The 20,709-nt window shown below is 71.7% G+C and carries 23 protein-coding genes; 9 read left to right on the top strand and 14 right to left on the bottom strand.

Translation table 11 applies throughout. The annotated features are described in order from the left end of the window. Positions 1–184 precede the first annotated feature (184 nt). The 7 genes from WBN91_RS33020 to WBN91_RS32990 all read right to left on the bottom strand — a co-directional run bounded on the left by WBN91_RS33020 (position 185) and on the right by WBN91_RS32990 (position 5,722). Complete coding sequence (locus WBN91_RS33020) at positions 185–907, bottom strand: alpha/beta fold hydrolase (protein WP_337728217.1); 723 nt, start codon at positions 905–907, stop codon at positions 185–187. Further along, entirely contained in the window at positions 904–2,184 is a 1,281-nt protein-coding gene (locus WBN91_RS33015; protein WP_337728216.1) for a wax ester/triacylglycerol synthase family O-acyltransferase, read from the bottom strand. The genes WBN91_RS33020 and WBN91_RS33015 overlap by 4 nt, the downstream gene beginning before the upstream one ends. A gap of 111 nt (positions 2,185–2,295) precedes the next feature. Continuing rightward, a complete protein-coding gene (locus WBN91_RS33010; RefSeq protein ID WP_337728215.1) occupies positions 2,296–3,210 on the bottom strand; it encodes a sensor histidine kinase in 915 nt (304 codons plus the stop codon). Positions 3,211–3,263: 53 nt separating this feature from the next. Next, positions 3,264–3,758, bottom strand: a complete 495-nt coding sequence (locus WBN91_RS33005; protein ID WP_337728214.1) for a GNAT family N-acetyltransferase — start codon at positions 3,756–3,758, stop codon at positions 3,264–3,266. A 41-nt stretch (positions 3,759–3,799) separates the two neighbouring features. Continuing rightward, positions 3,800–4,165: an SRPBCC family protein gene (locus tag WBN91_RS33000; protein WP_337728213.1), complete on the bottom strand. Its 366-nt coding sequence runs from the start codon at positions 4,163–4,165 to the stop codon at positions 3,800–3,802. Beyond that, positions 4,162–4,722: an STAS domain-containing protein gene (locus WBN91_RS32995; RefSeq protein WP_337728212.1), complete on the bottom strand. Its 561-nt coding sequence runs from the start codon at positions 4,720–4,722 to the stop codon at positions 4,162–4,164. The genes WBN91_RS33000 and WBN91_RS32995 overlap by 4 nt, the downstream gene beginning before the upstream one ends. A gap of 97 nt (positions 4,723–4,819) precedes the next feature. Further along, complete coding sequence (locus WBN91_RS32990) at positions 4,820–5,722, bottom strand: Ppx/GppA phosphatase family protein (protein ID WP_337728211.1); 903 nt, start codon at positions 5,720–5,722, stop codon at positions 4,820–4,822. A gap of 197 nt (positions 5,723–5,919) precedes the next feature. Between WBN91_RS32990 and WBN91_RS32985 the strand changes: the two genes are divergently transcribed. Both WBN91_RS32985 and WBN91_RS32980 read left to right on the top strand, forming a co-directional pair. Further along, positions 5,920–7,491 carry a S8 family peptidase gene (locus WBN91_RS32985; RefSeq protein WP_337728210.1) on the top strand — a complete coding sequence of 524 codons (1,572 nt, stop codon included), beginning with the start codon at positions 5,920–5,922 and terminating at the stop codon, positions 7,489–7,491. Between the two features lie 30 nt (positions 7,492–7,521). Beyond that, complete coding sequence (locus WBN91_RS32980; RefSeq protein WP_337728209.1) at positions 7,522–9,066, top strand: S8 family serine peptidase; 1,545 nt, start codon at positions 7,522–7,524, stop codon at positions 9,064–9,066. A 55-nt stretch (positions 9,067–9,121) separates the two neighbouring features. On the opposite strand, the gene WBN91_RS32975 is transcribed toward WBN91_RS32980, so the two are convergent. From WBN91_RS32975 to WBN91_RS32965, 3 genes are all read right to left on the bottom strand, one after another. Continuing rightward, positions 9,122–9,841 (bottom strand): hypothetical protein, encoded by a 720-nt coding sequence (locus WBN91_RS32975; protein ID WP_337728208.1) that lies wholly within the window; start codon positions 9,839–9,841, stop codon positions 9,122–9,124. Positions 9,842–9,913: 72 nt separating this feature from the next. Continuing rightward, a complete protein-coding gene (locus WBN91_RS32970) occupies positions 9,914–10,723 on the bottom strand; it encodes a peptidoglycan-binding domain-containing protein (protein WP_443217841.1) in 810 nt (269 codons plus the stop codon). 107 nt (positions 10,724–10,830) lie between these two features. Beyond that, positions 10,831–11,325: a DUF4262 domain-containing protein gene (locus WBN91_RS32965; protein WP_337728207.1), complete on the bottom strand. Its 495-nt coding sequence runs from the start codon at positions 11,323–11,325 to the stop codon at positions 10,831–10,833. Positions 11,326–11,433: 108 nt separating this feature from the next. Between WBN91_RS32965 and WBN91_RS32960 the strand changes: the two genes are divergently transcribed. Genes WBN91_RS32960 through WBN91_RS32945 form a run of 4 tightly spaced genes read left to right on the top strand, consistent with a single transcriptional unit; the run spans position 11,434 to position 14,866 of the window. Continuing rightward, complete coding sequence (locus WBN91_RS32960) at positions 11,434–11,997, top strand: YbaB/EbfC family nucleoid-associated protein (RefSeq protein WP_337728206.1); 564 nt, start codon at positions 11,434–11,436, stop codon at positions 11,995–11,997. Positions 11,998–12,013: 16 nt separating this feature from the next. Continuing rightward, complete coding sequence (locus WBN91_RS32955; RefSeq protein ID WP_337728205.1) at positions 12,014–13,522, top strand: WXG100 family type VII secretion target; 1,509 nt, start codon at positions 12,014–12,016, stop codon at positions 13,520–13,522. 4 nt (positions 13,523–13,526) lie between these two features. Next, complete coding sequence (locus WBN91_RS32950) at positions 13,527–14,267, top strand: hypothetical protein (RefSeq protein WP_337728204.1); 741 nt, start codon at positions 13,527–13,529, stop codon at positions 14,265–14,267. Next, positions 14,264–14,866: a hypothetical protein gene (locus tag WBN91_RS32945; RefSeq protein ID WP_337728203.1), complete on the top strand. Its 603-nt coding sequence runs from the start codon at positions 14,264–14,266 to the stop codon at positions 14,864–14,866. Before WBN91_RS32950 ends, WBN91_RS32945 begins: the two co-directional genes overlap by 4 nt. 8 nt (positions 14,867–14,874) lie before the next feature. On the opposite strand, the gene WBN91_RS32940 is transcribed toward WBN91_RS32945, so the two are convergent. Both WBN91_RS32940 and WBN91_RS32935 read right to left on the bottom strand, forming a co-directional pair. Beyond that, complete coding sequence (locus tag WBN91_RS32940; RefSeq protein WP_337728202.1) at positions 14,875–15,621, bottom strand: AAA family ATPase; 747 nt, start codon at positions 15,619–15,621, stop codon at positions 14,875–14,877. Continuing rightward, positions 15,611–17,278: a DUF885 domain-containing protein gene (locus WBN91_RS32935; protein WP_337728201.1), complete on the bottom strand. Its 1,668-nt coding sequence runs from the start codon at positions 17,276–17,278 to the stop codon at positions 15,611–15,613. Before WBN91_RS32935 ends, WBN91_RS32940 begins: the two co-directional genes overlap by 11 nt. A 154-nt stretch (positions 17,279–17,432) precedes the next feature. Here WBN91_RS32935 and WBN91_RS32930 point away from each other — a divergent pair, with 154 nt between their 5' ends. After that, on the top strand, positions 17,433–17,633 hold the full coding sequence (locus WBN91_RS32930; RefSeq protein ID WP_337728200.1) for an antitoxin: 201 nt from the start codon (positions 17,433–17,435) through the stop codon (positions 17,631–17,633). Positions 17,634–17,710: 77 nt separating this feature from the next. On the opposite strand, the gene WBN91_RS32925 is transcribed toward WBN91_RS32930, so the two are convergent. Continuing rightward, positions 17,711–17,938 (bottom strand): hypothetical protein, encoded by a 228-nt coding sequence (locus WBN91_RS32925; RefSeq protein WP_121228201.1) that lies wholly within the window; start codon positions 17,936–17,938, stop codon positions 17,711–17,713. A 165-nt stretch (positions 17,939–18,103) separates the two neighbouring features. Between WBN91_RS32925 and WBN91_RS32920 the strand changes: the two genes are divergently transcribed. After that, positions 18,104–19,600 (top strand): trypsin-like serine protease, encoded by a 1,497-nt coding sequence (locus WBN91_RS32920; RefSeq protein ID WP_337728199.1) that lies wholly within the window; start codon positions 18,104–18,106, stop codon positions 19,598–19,600. A gap of 53 nt (positions 19,601–19,653) precedes the next feature. On the opposite strand, the gene WBN91_RS32915 is transcribed toward WBN91_RS32920, so the two are convergent. Further along, entirely contained in the window at positions 19,654–20,040 is a 387-nt protein-coding gene (locus tag WBN91_RS32915) for an ATP-binding protein (protein WP_337728198.1), read from the bottom strand. Positions 20,041–20,156: 116 nt separating this feature from the next. On the opposite strand from WBN91_RS32915, the gene WBN91_RS32910 reads away from it, so the two are divergent. Next, complete coding sequence (locus WBN91_RS32910; protein ID WP_337729429.1) at positions 20,157–20,507, top strand: STAS domain-containing protein; 351 nt, start codon at positions 20,157–20,159, stop codon at positions 20,505–20,507. The last annotated feature ends 202 nt before the right edge of the window (positions 20,508–20,709 follow it).

Raw genomic sequence — 20,709 nt, 5'->3', positions numbered from 1 at the left:
CGGGGAAAGAAACCGAGGCCCTTCCCGTGGTCGCTGCCGCTTGGCGGAACGCAAGAGCTCCCCGCCCTTCGGGCGTACCGCCTTCGGCGAAAAGCGGCGCGCCTTCGGCGGAAAAGCACCGTCAAAGCACGGTCACCTGATCCCTCGCCGCCCACGACCAGTGACCGAGCTACGCATTGCTCGTCTAGCCCAGGAAGTCCTCGATCAACCGGGTCCACCCGGTCGGGGCCTCCAGCGCCGGCGCGTGGCCGCTGTCCAGTTCGGCCCACCGCGCGCCCGGGATCGCGTCGGCCAGCGCCCGCGTCGAGGACGGTGAGATCAGCCGGTCGTGCTTGGTGCCGATGACCAGCGTGGGGACGTTCACCCGGCCCACGTCCCCGGACAGGTCCACCCGTTCCACCAGGTCGATCTGCTCGTCGGTGCCCGGCGGCACGGTCAGCGCCATCAGTTCCAGCATCCCCTCCCGCTGCTCGGCGGGCATCGCACGCTCGAACGGCTCGCCCACCACCAGCGACAACTGGTACCGCGCCAGTTTCAGCGGATCGCCGCCCAGCAGCCGCCGCCACTTGGCGGTGCGCGCTCGCGTCTCGTCGTCTGCCTTCACGAACCCGGAGGTCAGGACCAGCCCGGTCACGCGTTCGGAATGCCGCACCGCGGCCCGCACGGCGACCGCGCAACCCAGCGAGTAACCCAGGACGGCGAACGTCGGCGTGTCGCCGGCGCTGGCCACGACCCGGTCGGCCAGGTCGTCCAGTGACAGCGGGCCGGTGGCGCGGGGTGTGGTGCCGGAACCGGGGTAGTCCACCGAGAACACCCGGCGTGAGCGGGACAGGACGGGGATCACCGGGCTGAAGTTCGCGCGTACGGAGCCGCCGGCGCCGTGGGCGAGCACGAGAGCTGAGGTCACCTTCGCGATTGTGCCGGGACCCGGCGGTGCAGTGCGGCCAGTTCGGTGCGCAGCGCCTGCTGCAACCAGCGCGACTCGGCCATCCACGGCTGGTCGGTGTGCAGGCACACGTGCACGCCGGACCGGTAGGACGACACTGCCACCCCCACCGCGTGCCCGGCCGCGACCGGCGGCACCGGGTACACCTCGCGCAGCTCCGCCCCGTCCAGGTGGAGCGGGACCGCAGGCAGCGGCACGCTCGTCACCAGGGCGTCGAACAGCAGGGGCGCGCACTTCCCGGCGATCGGCGCGGCGATCCGGTGCACCACCGACGGGATCCGCTCGGCCAGCAACGGCAACGCACCGGCGCCCCGGTCCGTCCCGGCCGCCTTGTGCCTCTCCATGTCCTCCCGCACCAGCCGCAGCCGCTCCTGCGGATCGGCCTCGCCCACGGGCAACTCGCACAGGTACCCGGAGATCCGGTTCCCCGCGCCACCGGAACCACGCCGGGCCACCGGCACCAGCGCCCGCAACGTGCTGCCCTCGTCCGCGCACCCGTGCGCCACGAGCCACTGCCGCAACGCGCCGGTCACCAACGCCACCATGACGTCGTTGACCGTCCCGCCGTACACCCGCCGAACCCGGTGCACCTCCTCCACACCGAGCCGAGCCATCACCACCTGCCGACGCCGGGACGCCAGCGACACCACCGGCGACCTCCGCGCCGGCGGCCGAGCACTGCGCACCACATCGGACGCGATCCCCGCGGCCCGCACCAACCCCTTGACCCCGTCGACCACCCCGGTCCGCTGCGCCGGCACACCCACGTCCGACACGTGCTCGAACCCGTCCAGCAGCCGAAGCCCCAAGCCCACGGCCTTCATGCCGTCGCACAGCGCGTGGTGCATCTTCACCACCACCGCGAACCTGCCGCCCGGAAGACCGGTGACGACATGCACCTCCCACGGCGGCCGGTCGAGGTCGAGCGGCTGGGCCATCAGGTGCGACACCAACTCGGCGAACCCCTGCCGTCCCCGCAGGTGGTGCCCGACGACGTGGTCCTCGACGGCGAAGGAAGGATCGTCCACCCAGGAAGCACCACCGGGCGGAAGCCAGGAAAACCGGACCCGCCGCCGCAAGGCGGACACCTCAAGCGCACGTTCACACAACAGGGCCACGATGCGCGCGGGGTGCACGGGGTTGCGCGGCGAGAAGGTGGCGACCGCGCCGAGGTGCATGGGGTTGCTCGCGTCCTCCATGCAGAGGAACGCGACGTCCAACGAACTCAACTGGCTCATACGGGACCTCGCGCGTCGGGAACACCCAGGCAACCAGCCCAGGGTGACGTGCACGTGGCGCCCCCGTGACATGCCCGGCACATCCCCGCCCGATCGAGTGATCGCGGAGAGTCAGCCCAGGTAGACCCGGATCGTCGTCCCGTCGGTCCGGGTGTGCAGTCGGACCAGGTCGCACAGCAGGTTCACCAGCATCACCCCGAACCCGCCGCGCGACATCGGCCCGGGATTCCCCCGCCCCACCATCGGGTTGTCCAGCCGCCCCCGGTCCCGCACCTCGCACACCACGGCCGAACCCTCGCGCCACAGCAGCAACGTCCCCCGACCGCCACCGTGGACCACGCTGTTCGTCGCCAGCTCGTTGACCGCCAGCACCAGGTCCTCCACCCGGTCCGCGGTCAACCCGGCCTCCACCGCGTACGCGGCGACCAGCTGCCGGGCCTCCACCAGGGAGTCCACGTCGAACCGGCGGGCCACGGCGGTGGCGGGAGCGGGCGGGAGTGGCAGGTTGAAGTCCTCTGCCGTGAGGAAGGGTTCGCGGTAGCCGTGGCTGGGTCGTCGCCGCGCACCGTCCAGCACTGACGGGTGGGTGGCTTCGGCGTCGCCCAGGACGTCCGGGGCCAGCGTGCTCGCGTCGTACGGGCACAGGATCCACGCCGGGCGGTCCTCGAAGGCGGTGTTGACCAGGGCCTCGTGCTGGACGCAGGCCGGGTACTCCAACGCCGTGCGGCCCGCCCAGACCGGTTCGCCGACGATGCGGACCGGGTCGCCGCGGGCGGTGTCGGTGAACGCGGTGAGGACGCCGGGGAGGATGCGGCCCGGGTTGCGGCCGGCGGTGCGCATGTCCAGGAACTCGACCTGGTCGGCGGAACCGTTCAAGGCCTCCCGCAGGAGGTCGATGTTGTGCTGCGGCACGGCGACCAGGACCGGCTGACCCGCCGCGAGGCCGTCGCGGACGAACGGCACCGTGCCGGTGAGGAACTGCTCCGCGTCGCGGTAGAGCAGTGCCTCGTGCACGAAATCGACCACTGGGTGAACCTCCGAACGGGTGCGGTGGGAGGTCTGCCCGTTCGGCTCCTCCCTCAAACCCCGCCGCGCGGCCCCCGCTCCAGGCACACCCGCGTCGCCGGGTCCAGGCCCCGCGCCGCCTCGGCCGCGACGACCTCCGCCAGGCCCGGCGACAACGCCGTGACCTCCCGAAAGCCCAAGCGCTCGTAGTACGGGGCGTTCCACGGCACCTCCCGGAACGTCGTGAGCGTCAGCCCGGCCAGCCCGCGCCCTGTGGCCCACGTCTCCACGTGGTCGAGCAGGGCGGCGCCGATGCCGCGCCGGGCGGCGTCGGGGTGGACGCTGATCTGCTCGACGTGCGCGCGGCCGTCGACCTCCACGGCGGCGACCCAGGCGACCGGCTCGGGATCGGCGGCGACCCACACGTGGGCGTGCCGCAGGGCCTCCAGCGGCATCGGGTCGTCGTCGGCGATCTCGGGCATGCCGATGGCGCGGAACGGCTCCCCGGAGGCGATCTCGATCGCCTGGAGGAGGGGCAGCTCGTCGGGACGGGCGGGGCGCAGGTGCACGTCGGGATGATCGGCCCGCGGCGGAGCCGACCTCAACTCCTTTAACGGGCGGTGAAAGCGACTTCGACTTCCTTGGCCAGCGCGTCGAGCAGGCGTTCGGCGAACTCGGGGTCGTCCGGCTCGACCTCCAGCTCCGCGACGCTGCGGCCCGCGCCCAGGGGGCTGACGGTGAGGCTGCCGCGGCGGGTGGGGTCGGCGAGGAACTCCCACGCCAGGCGCAGGTGGTCGAGGTCGGCGGACAGCCGCACCTGGGTGAGGCGGCCCTGGTGGCGCAGGATGAGGATGTCGTCGGCCAGCCCGACCACGTCCAGCGGCGGTGGCAGCCACTCGGCGAGCCGCTGGGGTTCCACGGCCGCCGCGAACACCAGGTCGGGCAGTGCCGGGATGTCGCGTCTGTGCGTGGTCACCCGGTCGGGTTACCCGGCTCACGCCGCCGGTATGCCGAACCGTCGCGAGCGGAACTGTCGCGAGCGGAACTGTCGCGAGCGGAACCGTCGCCACCGCCGGGGAAATCGCCGCCGGGGGAGCCGTCGCCACGGGAGCCGTCGCCAGGAGAGCTGTCGCCAGGAGAGTCGTCACTGCGGGAGGCGTCGCCGCTTGAGGACGCGGTGCGCTGTTCGGGCACCACCCGGCCGGCCACCGCCGCGGCCACGTCGGGGAAGTGGGGGAACAGCCGGTCCAGGTCGGTCTTGCCGAACACGCGCCGTACGTGCGGCGGCACGGCGGCCAGCCGCAGCCACCCGCCCGCGCGCTGCGCCCGTGCCCTGGTCCGCACCAGCGCGCTCATCGCCTGCGCACCGCAGAACGCCACCCCGGACATGTCCAGGACGATCCGGTCCCGCCCCTCGGTCACCAGCCGGTCCAGCTTGTCCAGCACGCGGCGGGCGCCCGCCAGGTCCAACTCCCCGGTCGCCACCACCACCGCGCACCCGGTCCGGTGGGCCTCGACCGACAACGCCAGCATCCCCCGCCAGTCCTTTCCCCAACCGCCCGGTCCGCCGCACACCCAGTCCGCTCCACACCGCGGAGCACGTCGCGCCGCCCGGCTCACACCACCGGGCTCACGCCACCCGACAAGCACCACCGACGCCCGCGTCGTCCAGGAGGGTGAGCAGCAGCCCCTCCCGGCTCGACCACGGGCAGATCACCACCTCGTCGTGCCCGGTCGCCCGCATCAGCGTCTCGGCGACCACCGCCCCGGCGTGCGCCTGCTCAGCGCGGTGCCGGGAGATGCCGGGCAGGGCGGCGCGCTTGGCGGGCGGCATCGACGCCAGGCGCGGTATCCAGTGCCGGAGGTCGGTCACGTTCAGTGCGCGCGGCACCGCCACGCCGTCCCGCTGCGGGCGCGCCCCGACGAGCCGCGCGAGCTGCTGGAACACCTTCGAGCACCCGACCGCCCGGTGCTCGCGCACGTCCCCGAGCAGGTCGCGCACCTGCCGGCGGACGACCTTCATCGGCACCGGCCGACGGGTCAGCGCCCGCGCCCCGTACGGCAGGGACCCCACGACCGCCGGCTCCCCACCGTCACCGGCCGCGACCTCGACTGTGCCGCCGCCGATGTCGAGCACCAGCAGCGGACCCGCGCCGAACCAGCGCCGGGCCGCCAGGTAGGACAGCCGCGCCTCCTCGGTGCCGGACAGCACGTGCAGCGCCACCCCGGTCTCGGCCGCGATCTCGGCGAACACCTCGGGCGCGTTGGGCGCGTCCCGCAGCACGGAGGTGGCGTAGGGCACGATGTGCCGCACCCCGGCCCGCTCGGCGACCTCCAGCGACTCCCGCACGGCCGCGACCACCTGTTCCACGCCCTTGCGGCGCACCCGCGACACGTCGTCCAGGGCCTGGTCCAGCCGCAGCCGGACCTTGTGCTCGAGCACGGGTCGGAGCCCGTGGTCGGCGACCACGAGCAGGTGCGCGCTGAAACAGCCCACGTCCAGCACGCCGAGCTGTCTCCCGCCTTCGGACATTCCGCAACCGCCAACCGCTCGACGAGGTACCGGGGGATGCCCACGGCGACTTCGGGTGAAACCACGCTTAGTTTGCGTAGCCCTACGTAGTACTACCCGGATTGTTCACGCTCCCGCGTCGCCCGAAGGTGGGTTCCACGTGGCCGTCTGTCGTCTTCAACCCCTGCTGGGCGGCCGAGTGGAACGGAGAACCCCCGATGCGACACGATCGCTCGACCCGGCGCCGGGTCGTCACCGCCTGCCTGGCGGCGTCGGCGCTGACCCTGTCCGGGCTGACGTACGGCTACGGGTACGGCGCCGCCGCGCCCGAGGGCACGATCCGCGGCGCGAACCAGCCGGGCACGGTGGAGGGCGCCTACATCGTGGTCCTCAAGGACAGCGCCGTCGACGCGCAGCGCACCCCGGACAAGGCGAGCGACCTGGCCCGCGCGTACGGCGGCACGCTCAAGCTCACCTACACCGCCGCCCTGCGGGGCTTCTCGGTCTCGATCACCGAGGCCCGGGCCCGCAGGCTGGCCGCCGACCCGGCCGTGGACTACGTCGAGCAGGACGGCATCGCCACCGCCACCGGCACCCAGGACAACCCGACGTGGGGCCTGGACCGGGTGGACCAGAAGAACTTGCCGCTGGACAAGAAGTACAACTACCCCGGCACCGCGTCCAACGTCACCGCGTACGTGGTCGACACCGGCATCCACAAGGCGCACAGCGACTTCGGGGGCCGCGCGGTCGACGGCTACGACTTCATCGACAACGACTCGGTCGCGCAGGACTGCAACGGCCACGGCACGCACGTCGCCGGCACCATCGGCAGCGGCACATACGGGGTCGCGAAGGCCGTGAAGCTGGTCGGCGTGCGCGTGCTGAACTGCCAGGGCCAGGGCGCGTGGTCGCAGGTCATCGGCGGCATCGACTGGGTGGCCAAGAACGCGGTCAAGCCGGCCGTGGCCAACATGAGCCTGGGCGGCGGGGCCGACTCGTCCGTGGACGACGCGGTGCGGCGCGCGGTCGCCGCCGGGATCACCTTCGCCGTGGCCTCCGGCAACGACAACAAGGACGCCTGCTCCACCTCGCCGGCCCGCACCGCCGAGGCGATCACGGTCAACGCCACGGACAGTTCCGACACCCGCTCGACTTTCTCCAACTACGGGTCGTGCACGGACATCTTCGCCCCGGGCACGAGCATCACCTCGACGTGGCACAACGGCAGCACCAACACCATCTCCGGCACGTCGATGGCGACCCCGCACGTGGCCGGCGCGGCGGCCCTGTACCTGTCGGCCAACACCGCCGCCACCCCGGCCCAGGTGTCCAAGGCCCTGACCGACAACGCCACCGCCGGCGTCGTGAAGAACGCGGGCTCGGGCTCGCCGAACAAGCTGCTCTACACCGGTTTCCTCGGCGGCGGCAACCCGCCCGCGTGCTCCGGCGGCTCGAACACCGACGACGTGGCCATTCCGGACACGAACACTGCGGTCACGTCGTCCATCGCGGTGTCGAACTGCGACGGCGTCGGCACCACCTCCACGTCGGTGAAGGTGGACATCAACCACTCGTACACCGGTGACTTGGCTATCGACCTGGTTGGGCCGTCCGGTGCGGTGATTGTGCTGCGCAAGGCCGGTGGTGTGGGTTCGTCGGCGGGTGTCCACGAGACCTTCTCCGTGAACACGTCGTCGGAGAACAAGAACGGCACGTGGAAGCTGCGCGTGACCGACGTCTACTCCTACGACACCGGCACCCTCGACAGCTGGTCCATCTCCTTCTGATTTCCCTGCGATCGTGGGAGGAACCGCAAGATGAAGGCACGACTGACGGCCGCGACGGCGATCGCCGCCCTGGCCGCGCTGGGCCTGGCGCCACCGGCGTCCGCACAGGCCGAAGCCGACTACGTCCCGGCCAAGCGCCCGTTCGCCGGGAGCTTCCTGGTGTCCCTCAAGGACGTCCCGCGCACCCAGGCGCAGATCCAGTCCGAGTCCGAGGCGCTCGTCGGCCGCTACGGCGGGCGGCTCAAGTCGGTGTTCACCGTGGCCATGCGCGGTTTCCTGGTCCGCGACCTGCCCGACCGGCAGGCGCGGCGGCTCGCGGCCGACCCGGCCGTGGCGCGGGTCTACCAGGACGGCACCGCGCGGATCGCGGACACGCAGACCAACGCGACCTACGGCATCGACCGGGTGGACCAGCGCAACCTGCCGCTGGACACCAGGTACACCTACAACACCACCGCCTCCAACGTGACCACGTACGTCCTGGACACCGGAATCCGCAAGTCCCACACCGAGTTCGAAGGCCGGGCGTCCTACGGCTACGACTTCGTGGACGAGGACCCGGAGGCCCAGGACTGCAACGGCCACGGCACCCACGTGTCCGGCACGATCGGTGGCAAGACGTGGGGCGTCGCCAAGAAGACCAAGCTGGTGGCGGTGCGCATCCTGGGCTGCGGCGGCAGCGCGCCGGACTCCGACGGCGTCGAGGGCATCGAGTGGATCGCCCGCAACGCCGTCAAACCGGCCGTCGTCAACGGCAGCTTCACCTTCGACACCGCGGGCATCGGCGACGAGGCCATCGCACGTCTCAACGCGGCGGGCATCACCTTCGTGGTCGCGGCGGGCAACAGCTCCGCCGACGCCTGCAACACCGGTCCCGCGCGCAACACCAAGGTGATCGCGGTCGGCGCGACGGACAACCAGGACAACCGGGCGTCGTTCTCGAACTACGGCTCGTGCGTGGACATCTTCGCGCCCGGCAACAACATCACGTCGGCGAGCCACTCCAGCGACACCGGCAACGCCACCATGAGCGGCACGTCGATGGCGTCCCCGCACGTGGCCGGCGGCGCTGCTCTGTACCTGTCGGGGAACCCGTCCGCGTCCCCGGCCGACGTGCTGAAGGCGTTGGCGGACAACGCGACCAGCGGTGTGGTGAAGAACCCTGGGACCGGCTCGCCGAACAAGCTGTTGTACACCACCGCTTTCGGCGGCGGCACCCCGCCGACGTGCTCTGGCGGCTCGAACACCGACGACGTGGCCATTCCGGACACGAACACCGCGGTCACGTCGTCCATCGCGGTAGCCAACTGCGATGGCGTCGGCACCACCTCGACATCGGTGAAGGTGGACATCAACCACTCGTACACGGGTGATCTGTCCATTGACCTGGTCGGTCCTTCGGGTGCGGCGATTGTGCTGCGCAAGGCCGGTGGTGTGGGTTCGTCGGCGGGCGTCCACGAGACCTTCACCGTGAACACGTCGTCGGAGAACAAGAACGGCACGTGGAAGCTGCGCGTGACCGACGTGTACTCCTACGACACCGGCACCCTCGACAGCTGGTCCATCACCTTCTAGACCAACTGTCCGGTGCGGGCGGCGGGCGGCGGCTCACAAGGCCACCGCCCGCCCTTCACTGCGTGATGAACTCGTAGACCACCGCTTCCGAGCGCAGACCACCGGCGTCCAGCGAGCGCACGAACAGCCGGGCGAAGCCTCCCGGTGGTTCGACTCGTACCTCCGCCCGCCCTGCGGCATCGGCGCGGACGGTGCCGGGCTGGTCGAAGGGCGCGGGGCACACCAGTTCGTCCCAGGCGTGAACCGCGCAGGCCGGGGCCGGGGACTCCTCGTCGAAGCCGTACTCGAAACCGGCCACGTCCGGGTCGCCGCCGCCGTCGAGGACGAAGATGCCCGGTTGGTCGGCGGGGGAGGGGCCGGAGGAGGCGGGTGGGTAGTTGGGGGAGGTCACGGTCGGGTGGGGTGGGGGTGTGGTGTCGACCGTGAAGTGGCACGGCGGGGACCAGGGGCCGTCGCTGAGCCGGGCGTGCCAGGAGTAGGTGCGGCCGTGGGAGAACGTGCCGGGCATCGACGTCCACGCGCCGCCGGCCGGGTCCACCGGCACGCCGGGGCGTTCGGTGCGGTCGCGCGGGTCGTCCCGGGGCCACAGCGCGAAGTCCACGGTCTGGTGCGGCTCGGGTTCGGCCACGCGGACCGCGAGCCGGTCGGCGTGCGCGTGCAGGGTGGCGTCGCAGGGCCGGCCGCCGTTGCGCGGGTCCACGATGGACGCGGACGCGGCGGCCGTCGTCGCCAGGAGCAGGGCGACGACGGCCGGTACTGCGAGGAGTCTTCGCATGGGGGGTCTCCTGGTGCGGGCTCGCGAGGTCCGCACAGGTTCGCACGCGTGATCGTTTCCCCGATCGGGCGATCAGCGCTGGTACTCCTCCCAAGTCTCCTTGGGAGTGACCACCGGCCCGTCGTCGGGACCGCGGTTGGCCAGGCCGTTGTAGCCCAGGTAGTAGTCGCCGGCCTGGTGCTGGGCGGCCGTGGACAGGTCCGGGTCGGCCAGGGCGATGGCGTGGATGTGGTAGTCGAAGCCCTGGGCGGGCGTGCGGATCCAGGCCGCGAACCCGACCTGCCGCAACACGCGGGCCACGGTGGTCCGGGTCGTGGAGGTCATGCCGGACACGGAGATGTCGAGCGCGCCGCCGCCGTCGTGGGTGCCGGCCGAGCCGGGGTTGCTGGTGTTGTAGGAGCCCTGGGTGATGCCGAGCGTGCGCCCCAGCAGGCGCTCGGCCTCGACCAGCATGGCCTTGGTGCGGGTGTTCATGGTGGCGCTGTGGTAGGTCGTGCGGCTGCCCGCCGAGACCAGGCGCGTGACGGTGTAGCGGTTCTCGCCGAGCTTCTGGATGGACGTCGGTCCGGGGAAGCCAGAGGCGTCGAGGCCCGTGTAGCCCAGGGAGCGCTGGTAGGCGGCGTAGGCGTCAACAGTACGGGTGCCGAAGTGGCCGTCCACGTAGGTGGAGGGCAGCAGGCCCTTGGCGCTGAGTGCCCGTTCGACCTGGAGCACGCTCTCGCCGCTGCCGGGCGTGATGGCGGAGTCGGCCCGCCGCGGATCGATCTGCGCCGCCTTGAGCACGGCCTCCATGTTCACGACGGGCAGCGCGGCGCCCGCGGGCATTGGCGCGACGAGCACCGCCGCGAGCACGCCGAGCGCCACCGCGATCTTCTTGAACACGCTCACCTCCACCGGTTGTCAGGAGCAACCAACTGGTGCCCCAGTCAAGCGCGACGGGTCGGTGTTTGGCAATGGTTGACTTCAGGTGAACGAAGTTGGTTGAGAATTCACGCCTCCGGGTCGGTCCACGGCCCTTCGGGGTGGTCCGCGCGGTCGAGCCACAGCCGCGGCTGGAGGTCGTCGAGGTCGTCGGGGAACCCCTCCTCACCGGGGAAGCGCCCCTCCCGGTCCGGCCACAGGCACTGGAGGAACGGCACGTCCGGGGTGTCGCGGTAGAAGCGGAGGGCGGTGCCGAAGAACACCGGCCGCCACTCCTCGCGGACGTCGGCGAACAACACCCGGTACCCGCCGTCCAGGACACCCTCGACGCGGTCCCCGGCCGCGGGCGCGCGACCGGCCCGCACTTCCTCGCCGACGGCGTTGAGCATCGCGTGCATCTCCGCCGTGTCCAGCCCGAACATCGCGACCTCGGGCACGCGGAACGTGTGCCACAGGCCCGCGGTGAACGCCCAGCCCGCGCTGATGTCGTCCTCGGGGATCATGATCACGCCCCAGCCGTGTCGGCGGACGTCCTCGGCGAGCTTCCGGTCCACGGCGTTCACCCGGACAGGCTAGTCGGTGCGGTCGCCCGGTTCCGGTCACGCCGCCGGCACGACATTGCTACGGTTGCCCCCCGATGGAGCAACGCCTGCGGTGACAGGGGGACGACAGTGCCGGATCGCAGGGCACGGCTGGACGACGCCATCCGTTCCTTCCAGGAACAGGCGGGCAAGGTCGCCCAGATCAAGGACAAGCTGGCCGAGCTGCGCGGGCAGGCGCGCAACGGGGACGGGTCGGTCGTGGTGACCGTGGCGCCGTCCGGCGCGGTGCTGGGGTTGCAGCTCACGCCCAACGCCATGCGGATGAGCCACACCCAACTCCAGCAGGAGATCCTGAGCACCATCCGCCAGGCCACGCAGAACGCGGCGCAGGCGTTGCAGGACACCGTCGGCCCGGTCCTCGGGGACAAGGCCGCGCAGTTCCAGGAAGCGTTCAGCGCCCACTCGCCGATCCAGCCGCTGGGTCCGGAGCCGGTGACCAACGTCCCACCGAACGCCCCGCAGCAGATGCCGCCCCGACAGCCACCGCAGATGCCTCCGCCGCAGCCGCCCGCGGGGCCGCCGCAGCCGGGTTGGCAGCAGAACCGGACGAGCGGACCGCCGGTCACGCGGAACCGACCGCCCGCTCCGGAAGTCGGAGACGACGACGAGGGCTTCGGATCGATCTTGAGGTGACGGGGGACGGGGACAAGTGACCGGCTACGACGTCGACAGCGGCGCACTGCTCGCGCACAGCAGGGGCTCGCAGGAGGCCGCGGACAACTTCGGCCAGCTCGCCACGCTGCTGGAGCAGGCGCGGGTGTCCGACGACTGCTTCGGCCCGCTGGGCGAGCTGATGGCGTTCAAGTACTTCGACAGCCTCCAGGAATGCCAGGACATGGCCGACAAGGCCAAGACCTTCATGGAGGGCGTCGCCGAGCGCGCCGAGCAGACCGCGCAGACCTACCTCGAGGTGGAAGACCTCATCCGGTCGGCGTTCAGCGACCTGGACAAGGGCATGAGCGGCCCGGGTGGTCTCGGTGGGCTCAACAGCGCCGGCGCGAGCAAGAGCAAGGGGTTCCTGGAGCAGCACGCCGGGTACGGCAGCTCCTGGGTGAGCACGTCCGGCGACATCGCCCGCGCGAGCAGCCCGCCGGACGTCGCGATCGCCGCGGTCAACGCGCGCATGGAGCAGCTCCAGCTGGTCATGAGCCCCGGCCAGTCGTTCATCGACAACGGCCTGGGCTTCCTGATCGGCCTGGTGATCAGCCCGATCGTGGAGTTCGTGCTGGAACCGGCCATCGGCGACCCCGAGCAGATGCGCAGCACCGCGCAGGGCTGGTCGAAGGTCGCCGAGTGGCTCGACCAGGCCGGCGAGCACGAGCGCAACCGCGCCCAGTCCACCGCCGAGGCGTGGAAGGGGCAGGCCGGCGACAAGTTCCGGCAGCAGATGGGCGAGTTCGCCGAGGGCGCCAAGGCCTTCGCGAACGAGATCCGCAACGTCCAGCAGATCCTGGAGATCGCGGCCGACCTGTTCGACGCGTTCGTCGAGATCTGCATCGACATCCTCCAGGAACTCGTGATGGGCCTCATCATCGAGTGGCTGGCGGCGATCGCCGCGTCCTGGATCACCGCGGGCGGCTCGCTGGGCGCGGCGGGCGCGATGACCACCGCGCAGGTGTCCATCGCGGGCGGCCGGCTCGGCATGAAGGTCAGCCAGTTGCTGCGCAAGCTGATGCCGCTGATCAAGCGCCTGGAGGACATGCTCCAGAAGCTGCGCAAGGGTCCGCTGAAGAAGCTGGTCGAGCAGGCCGAGGGGCTGCGCGACGGCAACATGGCGCAGAAGTGGCTGGCCCGCCAGATCGACGCCAACCCGCTGGCCAAGATCGTCACCAAGGCCGACGCGTCGCCGCAGGTGGTGAACGGTGTCGAGGAGGCCGCGACGATGGCGTCCAAGACCGGCAACCGGTTCGCGGCCCGCTACGGCGTGGACGGCGACGGCGCCAACGCGCTGACCACCAACCTCGCCGAGGCCGGCCTGCGCATGGCGGGTCTGAGCGGCACCACCCACGTGCCCACCGCCGTCACCAACGGCATCATGGAGAACGCGCCGGGCCTGGCGATGGAGCAGGGCATCAAGTACGGCTACAACAAGGCGCAGGACCCGTCGTCGGACGAGGACCGGCAGGACGCCATGAACCGCGGATTCGAGTACGAGTAGCCCGATGAGCAACTTCAGCGCCGCACCCGGAGCCGGGCTGGTGTCCCGGCTCCGGGTGTGCCGCCCCGGCGAGCACCTGCTGTGGGCGACCGCACGCAGCGCCTTCTACCTCGACGTGGAAGGCCTGGACGAGGTCGGCAAGCCCCGCAAGTCGCTGCTCGGCCGGGGTGCCCGCGCGATGGGGCGGGGCGTCGGCGAGTTCGCGCTGGAGTTCGCGGGCTCGCTCGTGTTCGGCGGCGGCGATTCCAGCAGCGAGGGCAACAGCAAGCCCGTCGCCGACCACCTGGTGTTCGGGCCGGGCCCGGGGTGCCTCGCGCACCAGGCCGTGCCCGCAGTCGGCACTCCGGGGCAGCGGCAGGGCACGGTGTGGACGCTCACCTCGCAGCGGCTCGTGGTGTCGCGGGTGGTCGTGGCGGCGGCCGAGCCGGAGCCGGAGAAGTCGTTGCTGGGCAAGACGATGAGCTTCGGCAAGAGCGTGGTCGACTTCGGCGTGGACGTGGCCAAGATCGTCGCCGGCAGCTACCACGACTACGGGCGCAACAAGTCCGGCGAGCCGGTGGCGGTGCCGGAGATGGCGCAGGCGCACGAGTTCCCGCGCGGGCAGATCGCGGCCGTGGTGCCCTCGGACCGCAAGGGCAAGCCCTGCCTTCGAGTGTCCTTTGTGGATGGTTCAGGGGTGGATTTCGTGTTCCCGCAGCCGGAGATGGTGCACCGCGCGGTCGAGTTGACGAACGGCGCGCGATGACCGGGCCGTTCGGCGTGGACGACGAGGTCGTCGAGCGCGAGCTGACCCAGTTCTGGCTGGCCCCGGGCGAGCGGCTGCTGCTGGGCCTGCCCCCGGTCGAGGCGTGGGTGGCGGCCCGCGTCGGGGCCGAGGTGCACGTGCCGTTCCGCGCGGTCGGCGAGCGGCCGGAGCTGGACCTGGGCAAGGAGCACTGGCCGCTGCCGACCGAGCACGTCACCGCGCAGCCCGACGTGGACTGGGTGGACGACCGGACGGTCGGCTACTTCGTCCTGGCACGGCAGCTGTCCGACACGGCCGTCCGCCTCGCCGACCACTTCGCCCACTCCCGGGGCCAGGCGCGGTTGGCGGCGAGCGACCGGCGGGTGGCGGTGGTGTACCCGACGAAGCTGCTGTCCCACGACCCGCCGTCGGTGTTCACGACCTTCGCCGAGGTCCCGGCCGGGCAGGTGGCGGGCCTGGACGCGGTGTTCGTGGGCAACACCCTGGGCGAGCCGCCGGTGGTGCGGTTGTCCTTTGTGGACGGCTCGGTGCTGCACGTGCGCGACCCGTACGCCGGGCAGAAGGTGCAGCGGGCGCTCGCTCGGGCCGCCGGCCGCTGAACACCCGGTCACCGGAGAGCGGCGATCACCTGCCGTACTGCCTCTTCGGGTGGGACGACGGCCGAGTCCAGCACCAGGTGCGGCTCGTCCCAGTCCTCCCACAGCGACTTCATCCGCAGCACGTGCTCCCACGACACCGTGGCGTGCCACCCGGGTATGCCCCGCGACCGCCCCTCCACCCGCGCCCGCTGCACGGATTCGTCCGAGCACACGCACTCGACGCCCACGAACGTCCCGCCCAGGTTTTCGGTGACCTCCCGCCACCGCCGCCGCGTCTCCCGCCGGTGCCCGGTGGCGTCCACGACCACGTCCAGCCCGAGCTGGAGCTGCCGCGCCACCGAGGCCGTGATCACGGTCTCGGCCAGGGGTTGGGTGTTGTCGGTGCGCAGCGCCCCGAACGGCACCAGCGCGCCGAGCTGCCAGTCCATCGAGAACACGGGCGCGCGCAGGTGCCGCGCCACCGCTTCCGCGAGCGTGCTCTTGCCCGTCCCCGGCACGCCCGCCACCAGCACCGCCGTCCCGGGGTCCGCCACGGGCCGCAACGCGGCGTACTGCGCGTGCGCCCGGTCGGCCATGACCTCCTGGAGCACGACCCGCGCGCGTTCCAGGTCGGGCGCCGCCGACAGCACCAGGTGCTCCGGCCGCACCACCACGTCACCCAGCCGTTCGGACTCCCGTGCCGCCACCTCGGCGTCGGGCGGCGCGTCGCCGAGACCGAGTCGGCGGGCCAGTTCGGTCGCGATGTCAGGGACCATCCGGCGACGCTAGCCAGCGGTCGACGACGGTCGTCAGGGTGTCCAGGGGTACGGCGCCGTTGGTGAGCACGTGGTGGTGGAAGTCGCGGAGGTCGAAGCGCGCTCCCAGGGTTCGCTGGGCGCGCGAGCGCAGCTCCTCGACGTGCAGGCGGCCCACCAGGTACGCCGTCGCCTGGCCGGGCCACGCGATGTACCGGTCGACCTCGTTGCGCACGTTGGCCTCCGACAGCGCCGAGCCGTCGCGCAGGAACGCCAGCGCCCGGTCGCGGGACCAGCCGAAGTGGTGCATCCCGGTGTCCACGACCAGCCGGCACGCGCGCCACGCGTCGAACGACAGCATGCCCATCCTGGCCAGGTCGTCGGTGTACAGGCCCATCTCGTCGGCCAGGCGCTCGGCGTACAGGCCCCAGCCCTCGGCGTGCGCGGCCACGTAGGTGAAGCGCCGGAACGCCGGCAGGTCGTCCAGCGACTGCGCGAGCGCGATCTGGAGGTGGTGGCCGGGCACGCTCTCGTGGAACGCCAGCGCCTCGTACTCGTAGCGCGGGCGGGATCGCGGGTCGTGCGTGTTCACCACGTGCGCGCCGGGGCGGGAGCCGTCTTCGGCGGCGGCCAGGTAGTAGGCGAGGGTCGAGTTCTCCGCCTCGACCGCGTGCATCGGCACGACCTCGCACGGCGCGATCGCGTACGGGTGGAACCAGCCCGGCAGCGCGGCCTCCGCCCGGCGCAGGGCGGTGGTGGCGGTGTCCACGATCTGCTCGGCGGTGTCGAAGCGCAGGGAGACGTCCTCGCGCAGCCGGCGCAGCACCTCGGTGACGTCGTGCGTGCCGAACACGCGCTCGCCCAGCGCGGCGAACTCGTCCCGCAGCCGTTCCAGCTGGTCCAAGCCGATCCGGTGGAGCTGTTCGGGGCTCAGCGACGTCGAGGTGTGCGAGCGGGTGGCCGCCGCGTAGGCCGCCTCGCCGCCGGGGACGTGGCAGAGGCCCACGCGGTCGTCGTCGCGCCCGGAGAGGCCGGCCAGGGTGTCGGTGAACCGGGCCACGGCCGGCCGCACGGTCCGCGTGACCTCCGCCGCCACCCGGTCCAGCCGGTCGGGGTCACCGGCGGCGGGCCGCAGGAACGGGTCCTCGCCGGGCGGCGAGGCCAGGTAGGCGCGCAGTTGCCGCACGGCCTGCCGCACGCCCGTGGCGGTCGAGTGCCGGCCCTCGCGGTCGGCCTGCTGGTAGCGGGCGCTCAGGGCGTCGAAGTAGCCGTCGAGGGCGGCCAGCCGCCGCAGGTAGGTCGCGAAGCCCTCCTCGTCGCGCGGCCGGACGGTCGGCACGGTGGCGAACACCGCGTTCTGGAGGCCGGCGAACGTGGCGGTCACGCCCACCTCGAACGCGCCCACGCCGAACCCCGCCGCCAGCTCGGCCCGCTGGTCGGTCAGCAGCCGGTCCAGCATGTGGCGGGTGACCGGGTCCTGCGGCCCGGTGCCCGGCGGGAGCGCGTCCAGCCTGGCCCGGAAGCCGGCGAGCCGGTCCAGGCGCGCCCCGTCGGCCGCCCGGCTGGGGTCGGGCACCGCGTCGTCGTGGCCGGGCACGCCGAACGCCGTGGCGCCGAACGGGTCGAACGCGAGCAGGTCCGCGAAGTAGTCCGCCGAGAGGGCCGCGAGGTCGGTCACCGTGCTCCTTCCGCCTCCTGCCGGTCTAGTGCCTGGCCACCCCTCCGCGCATCCCTCGATGGGGTGAGTCTCGGTGGGGGTGGGGCGGGGAGCGGGTAGCCCTTCGCGGGAGTGTCCACGCCGGACACTCGCGGCAAGCGAGGAGGGTGTCACGATGGGCATCGGCGACAAGTTCGACGAGCTGAAGGACAAGGCCAAGGACGCGCTCGGGCAGCACGGCGACAAGGCCGAGCAGGGCATCGACAAGGCCGGCGGCTTCGTGGACGAGAAGACCGGCGGTCAGCACTCCGAGCGGATCCAGCAGGGCGCAGACAAGGCCAAGGAGGGCATGCGCAACTTCGGCGAGCAGCCGTAACAGGCGCGACTCCGGCGAAGGAAGCGTGACGAACGGGGCCGTCCGACAAGCGGGCGGCCCCGTTGACGCGTGCGCTGTTACAGCCGCGCCGCCAGCAGTTGCTTGCCCTGCTCGGCGCCCTTGCGGCTCTCGCCCTGCGCCCGGCGGAAGAACTCCGCCAATTCGCTGTCACCGGCGCGCTCGGCGTCGGCGATGTAGGTCTCCAGTCGCAGGGCGTTGCTCAGGCACGCCTCGACGAACCAGATGATGTTGTAGTCCTTGTCCTTGGTACCGGTCACCTGGCCGGTCTCCTGGGTGGTGGACACCTGTCCTCCTTCCGAACCGACTGCGTCCACCCAGGGGTTACCCGCGAATAAGTGCCGTACCCCTACGGATCACGTCCCTGATTGTTCCCGCCCGGGTGTCACCCGACAGTGGGCTTGCCGCCCCGACCCCTGCCGGGGTGGTTGTCCGCCTGGAAGGGAAGCACAGTGAAACGACCACGTCCCAGGGGCCTCGCGCCCCTCGTCGCGGCGGCCATGCTGCTACCGCTCCTGCCCCTGGCGGGAGCCTCCGCCGCGGGCACCGCGCCGGCCGCCACCCCCGAGGGTGACACGGTTCCCACCCGATCGGACGCCGGCGCGTTGTTCCACAACGGCCAGGACGCCACCGTCGACGAGTTCCCCGCCATCATCGCCGGCCTGCGCGAGGGCGGCTCGCGCCCCCAGGGCCAGTCGTGCACCGGCTCGGTCGTCGCGCCCCGCAAGGTCCTCACCGCCGCGCACTGCGCCGACGCCGCCGGCGAGAAGAGCTTCCTGTACGGCCTGGACGACCTCAACGTCGCGGGCGGCTTCCGCACGAAGGTCGTCGAGTACAAGAAGCACCCGAAGTACGTGAACTTCGACCAGGGCTACGACGTGGCGGTGGTGACCGTCGCCGACGACATCCCGGTGCGCGGCGGCAAGTACGCCCAGTTCGCGACCTCGGCCGATTCGGGCCTGGCGGTGCCCGGCAAGAGCGGCCTGGGCTTCGGCTACGGCAAGAAGGACTTCGACGACGCTTCGCGCGACGTCACGCTGGACAAGGCGACCCTGCCGATCGTCAACGGCGACACCCAGTGCCAGGGGGTGGGCGCGGGCTTCAAGTCGGCGACCATGATCTGCGCCGGGTACTCGGACGGCCGCGTGACCATCCTGCCCGGTGACAGCGGTGGGCCGCTGATCGTGGACGGCAAGATCGTCGGGGTCGCGTCGTGGAGTCGCAGCGACTTCAAGTGGTACAGCGTGTACGGGCGGCTGACCAACGAGATGGGCGACTGGGTCAAGCAGGAGGTCGGCACTCCCCAGTCCGACTTCACGCTGGGCGTCTCGCCCGCTTCGCTGAAGGTCGCGGCCGGCAAGTACGGGTCCACGACGGTGACGTCGGTGGCTGGTCCGGGTGGTCCGGAGCAGGTGACGTTGTCGGCGTCGGGGTTGCCTTCGGGTGCGAAGGCGGTGTTCCAGCCGTCGTCGGTGCAGACGGGTTCGAACGCGAAGTTGACTGTCGAGACGGCTTCCACGACCCCCGCGGGCACGTATTCGGTCACGGTGACCGGGACGTCGTCGTCCGGGAAGACCGCCAACGCCACTTTGTCGCTGACGGTGGAGAACGGCACGCCTCCGGTCGGTGACGTGAAGGTGGCCGTGTCGCCGTCGTCCGGCACCGTCCAGCAGGGCTTCTTCGCCCAGTTCTCGGTGACCGCGTCCGGAGGGACGGGCAACCTGGTCCTGTCGGCGTCCGGCCAGCCGGCGGGCGCGCAGGTGCAGTTCAACCCGACCACCATCCCGCAGGGCGGGAACAGCGGTGTGTTCCTGACCACGAACTTCCAGACCCCGCCCGGCACCTACCAGGTGACGATCAAGGCAACCGCGGCAGACGGCAAGACCGGCACCGCGACCTACACCCTGACGATCACCCCGTGGGGCACGCAGGGCATGAAGACGGCCTGACCGGCCACACGCTCACCCCTGGTCCTCGGCCCCCGCCGGGGACCAGGTCTTTCTCAGGGCAGTTCCGCCCACACCGTCTTGCCGGTCGCCGTGGGTCTGGTGCCCCACTCGCGGCTCAGGGCGGCGATGATGATCAGCCCCCTGCCTCTCGCCGAGTCGACCTCGATGGGTCTAGGGGACGGTTGGGTCGGGGACGAGTCGGACACCTCGATCCGCACACCGCCGCTCCGCGTCCGGCTGACGCTCAGCTCCACAGGCCCCGTGGCGTGGTCCACCGCGTTCGACACCATCTCCGTGACCACCAGCGCGGCGTCCTCGGCCACGTCGGGCGCCACGCCCCACGCCGCCACCGCCTCGCCCACGATGCGTCGGGCCTGCGCGGACGCGCCGGCGGTCGCGGGCAGCGTCACGGCCACCGGCGTCGCTGGCTCGTTGCGCACAATCCGCTCCCCTTGATCGGCCGTTACCGCATCGTCGCACATTCCTCCCTTGGACCACCCAGTGGTCGCGTCGACTTGCCGCGTGCTGCACGATCTGTAGCGGCACGGCACCCGTCGTGCGGGAAGGCGCGGACGCGATGGACTTGCAGGTGCGCAGTGAGGTGCGCGGCGGCTGGACGGTCGTCGCGGTGACGGGCGAGCTGGACGCGGACACCGTGCCCGTGCTCTCCGACCACCTCGAGGAGACTCCGGGACAGCGGATGGTGGTGGACCTCAGCGGCGTGCCGTTCATGGACACCACGGGCCTCTCCCTGATGCTCGACTGGCACCGCCGCCTCGACACGGCCGGCGGCCAGTTCCGCATGGCCTCGCTCCAACCATCCGTGCAGAAGCTGTTCCGCCTCACCGAGCTGGCCGAGTTCATGCACATCCACGACACAGTCGACGAGGCCACCACGCAGGCCTAGACAGGCACAGGCGAAGCACCCTTCCGCGCGCACTGCACCTTCCGGCGAAGCCGACGAGCAGGCAGCCCTCCAGCCACACCGGGTGGCAGTCCCCACCCTCGCCGGGTGGCAGTCCCCGGCCTTGCCGAGTGGGCAGTCCGCCGGGGAGGACACAACTCAACTTGGGCTTCTTGCTTGTGTCATCCCCGTATGGCCTGCCCGA

It is taken from the genome of Saccharothrix sp. CCNWYY140 (assembly GCF_037401995.1).
Lineage (GTDB): Bacteria > Actinomycetota > Actinomycetes > Mycobacteriales > Pseudonocardiaceae > Actinosynnema.
This window is presented reverse-complemented; position numbering and strand designations above follow the sequence as displayed.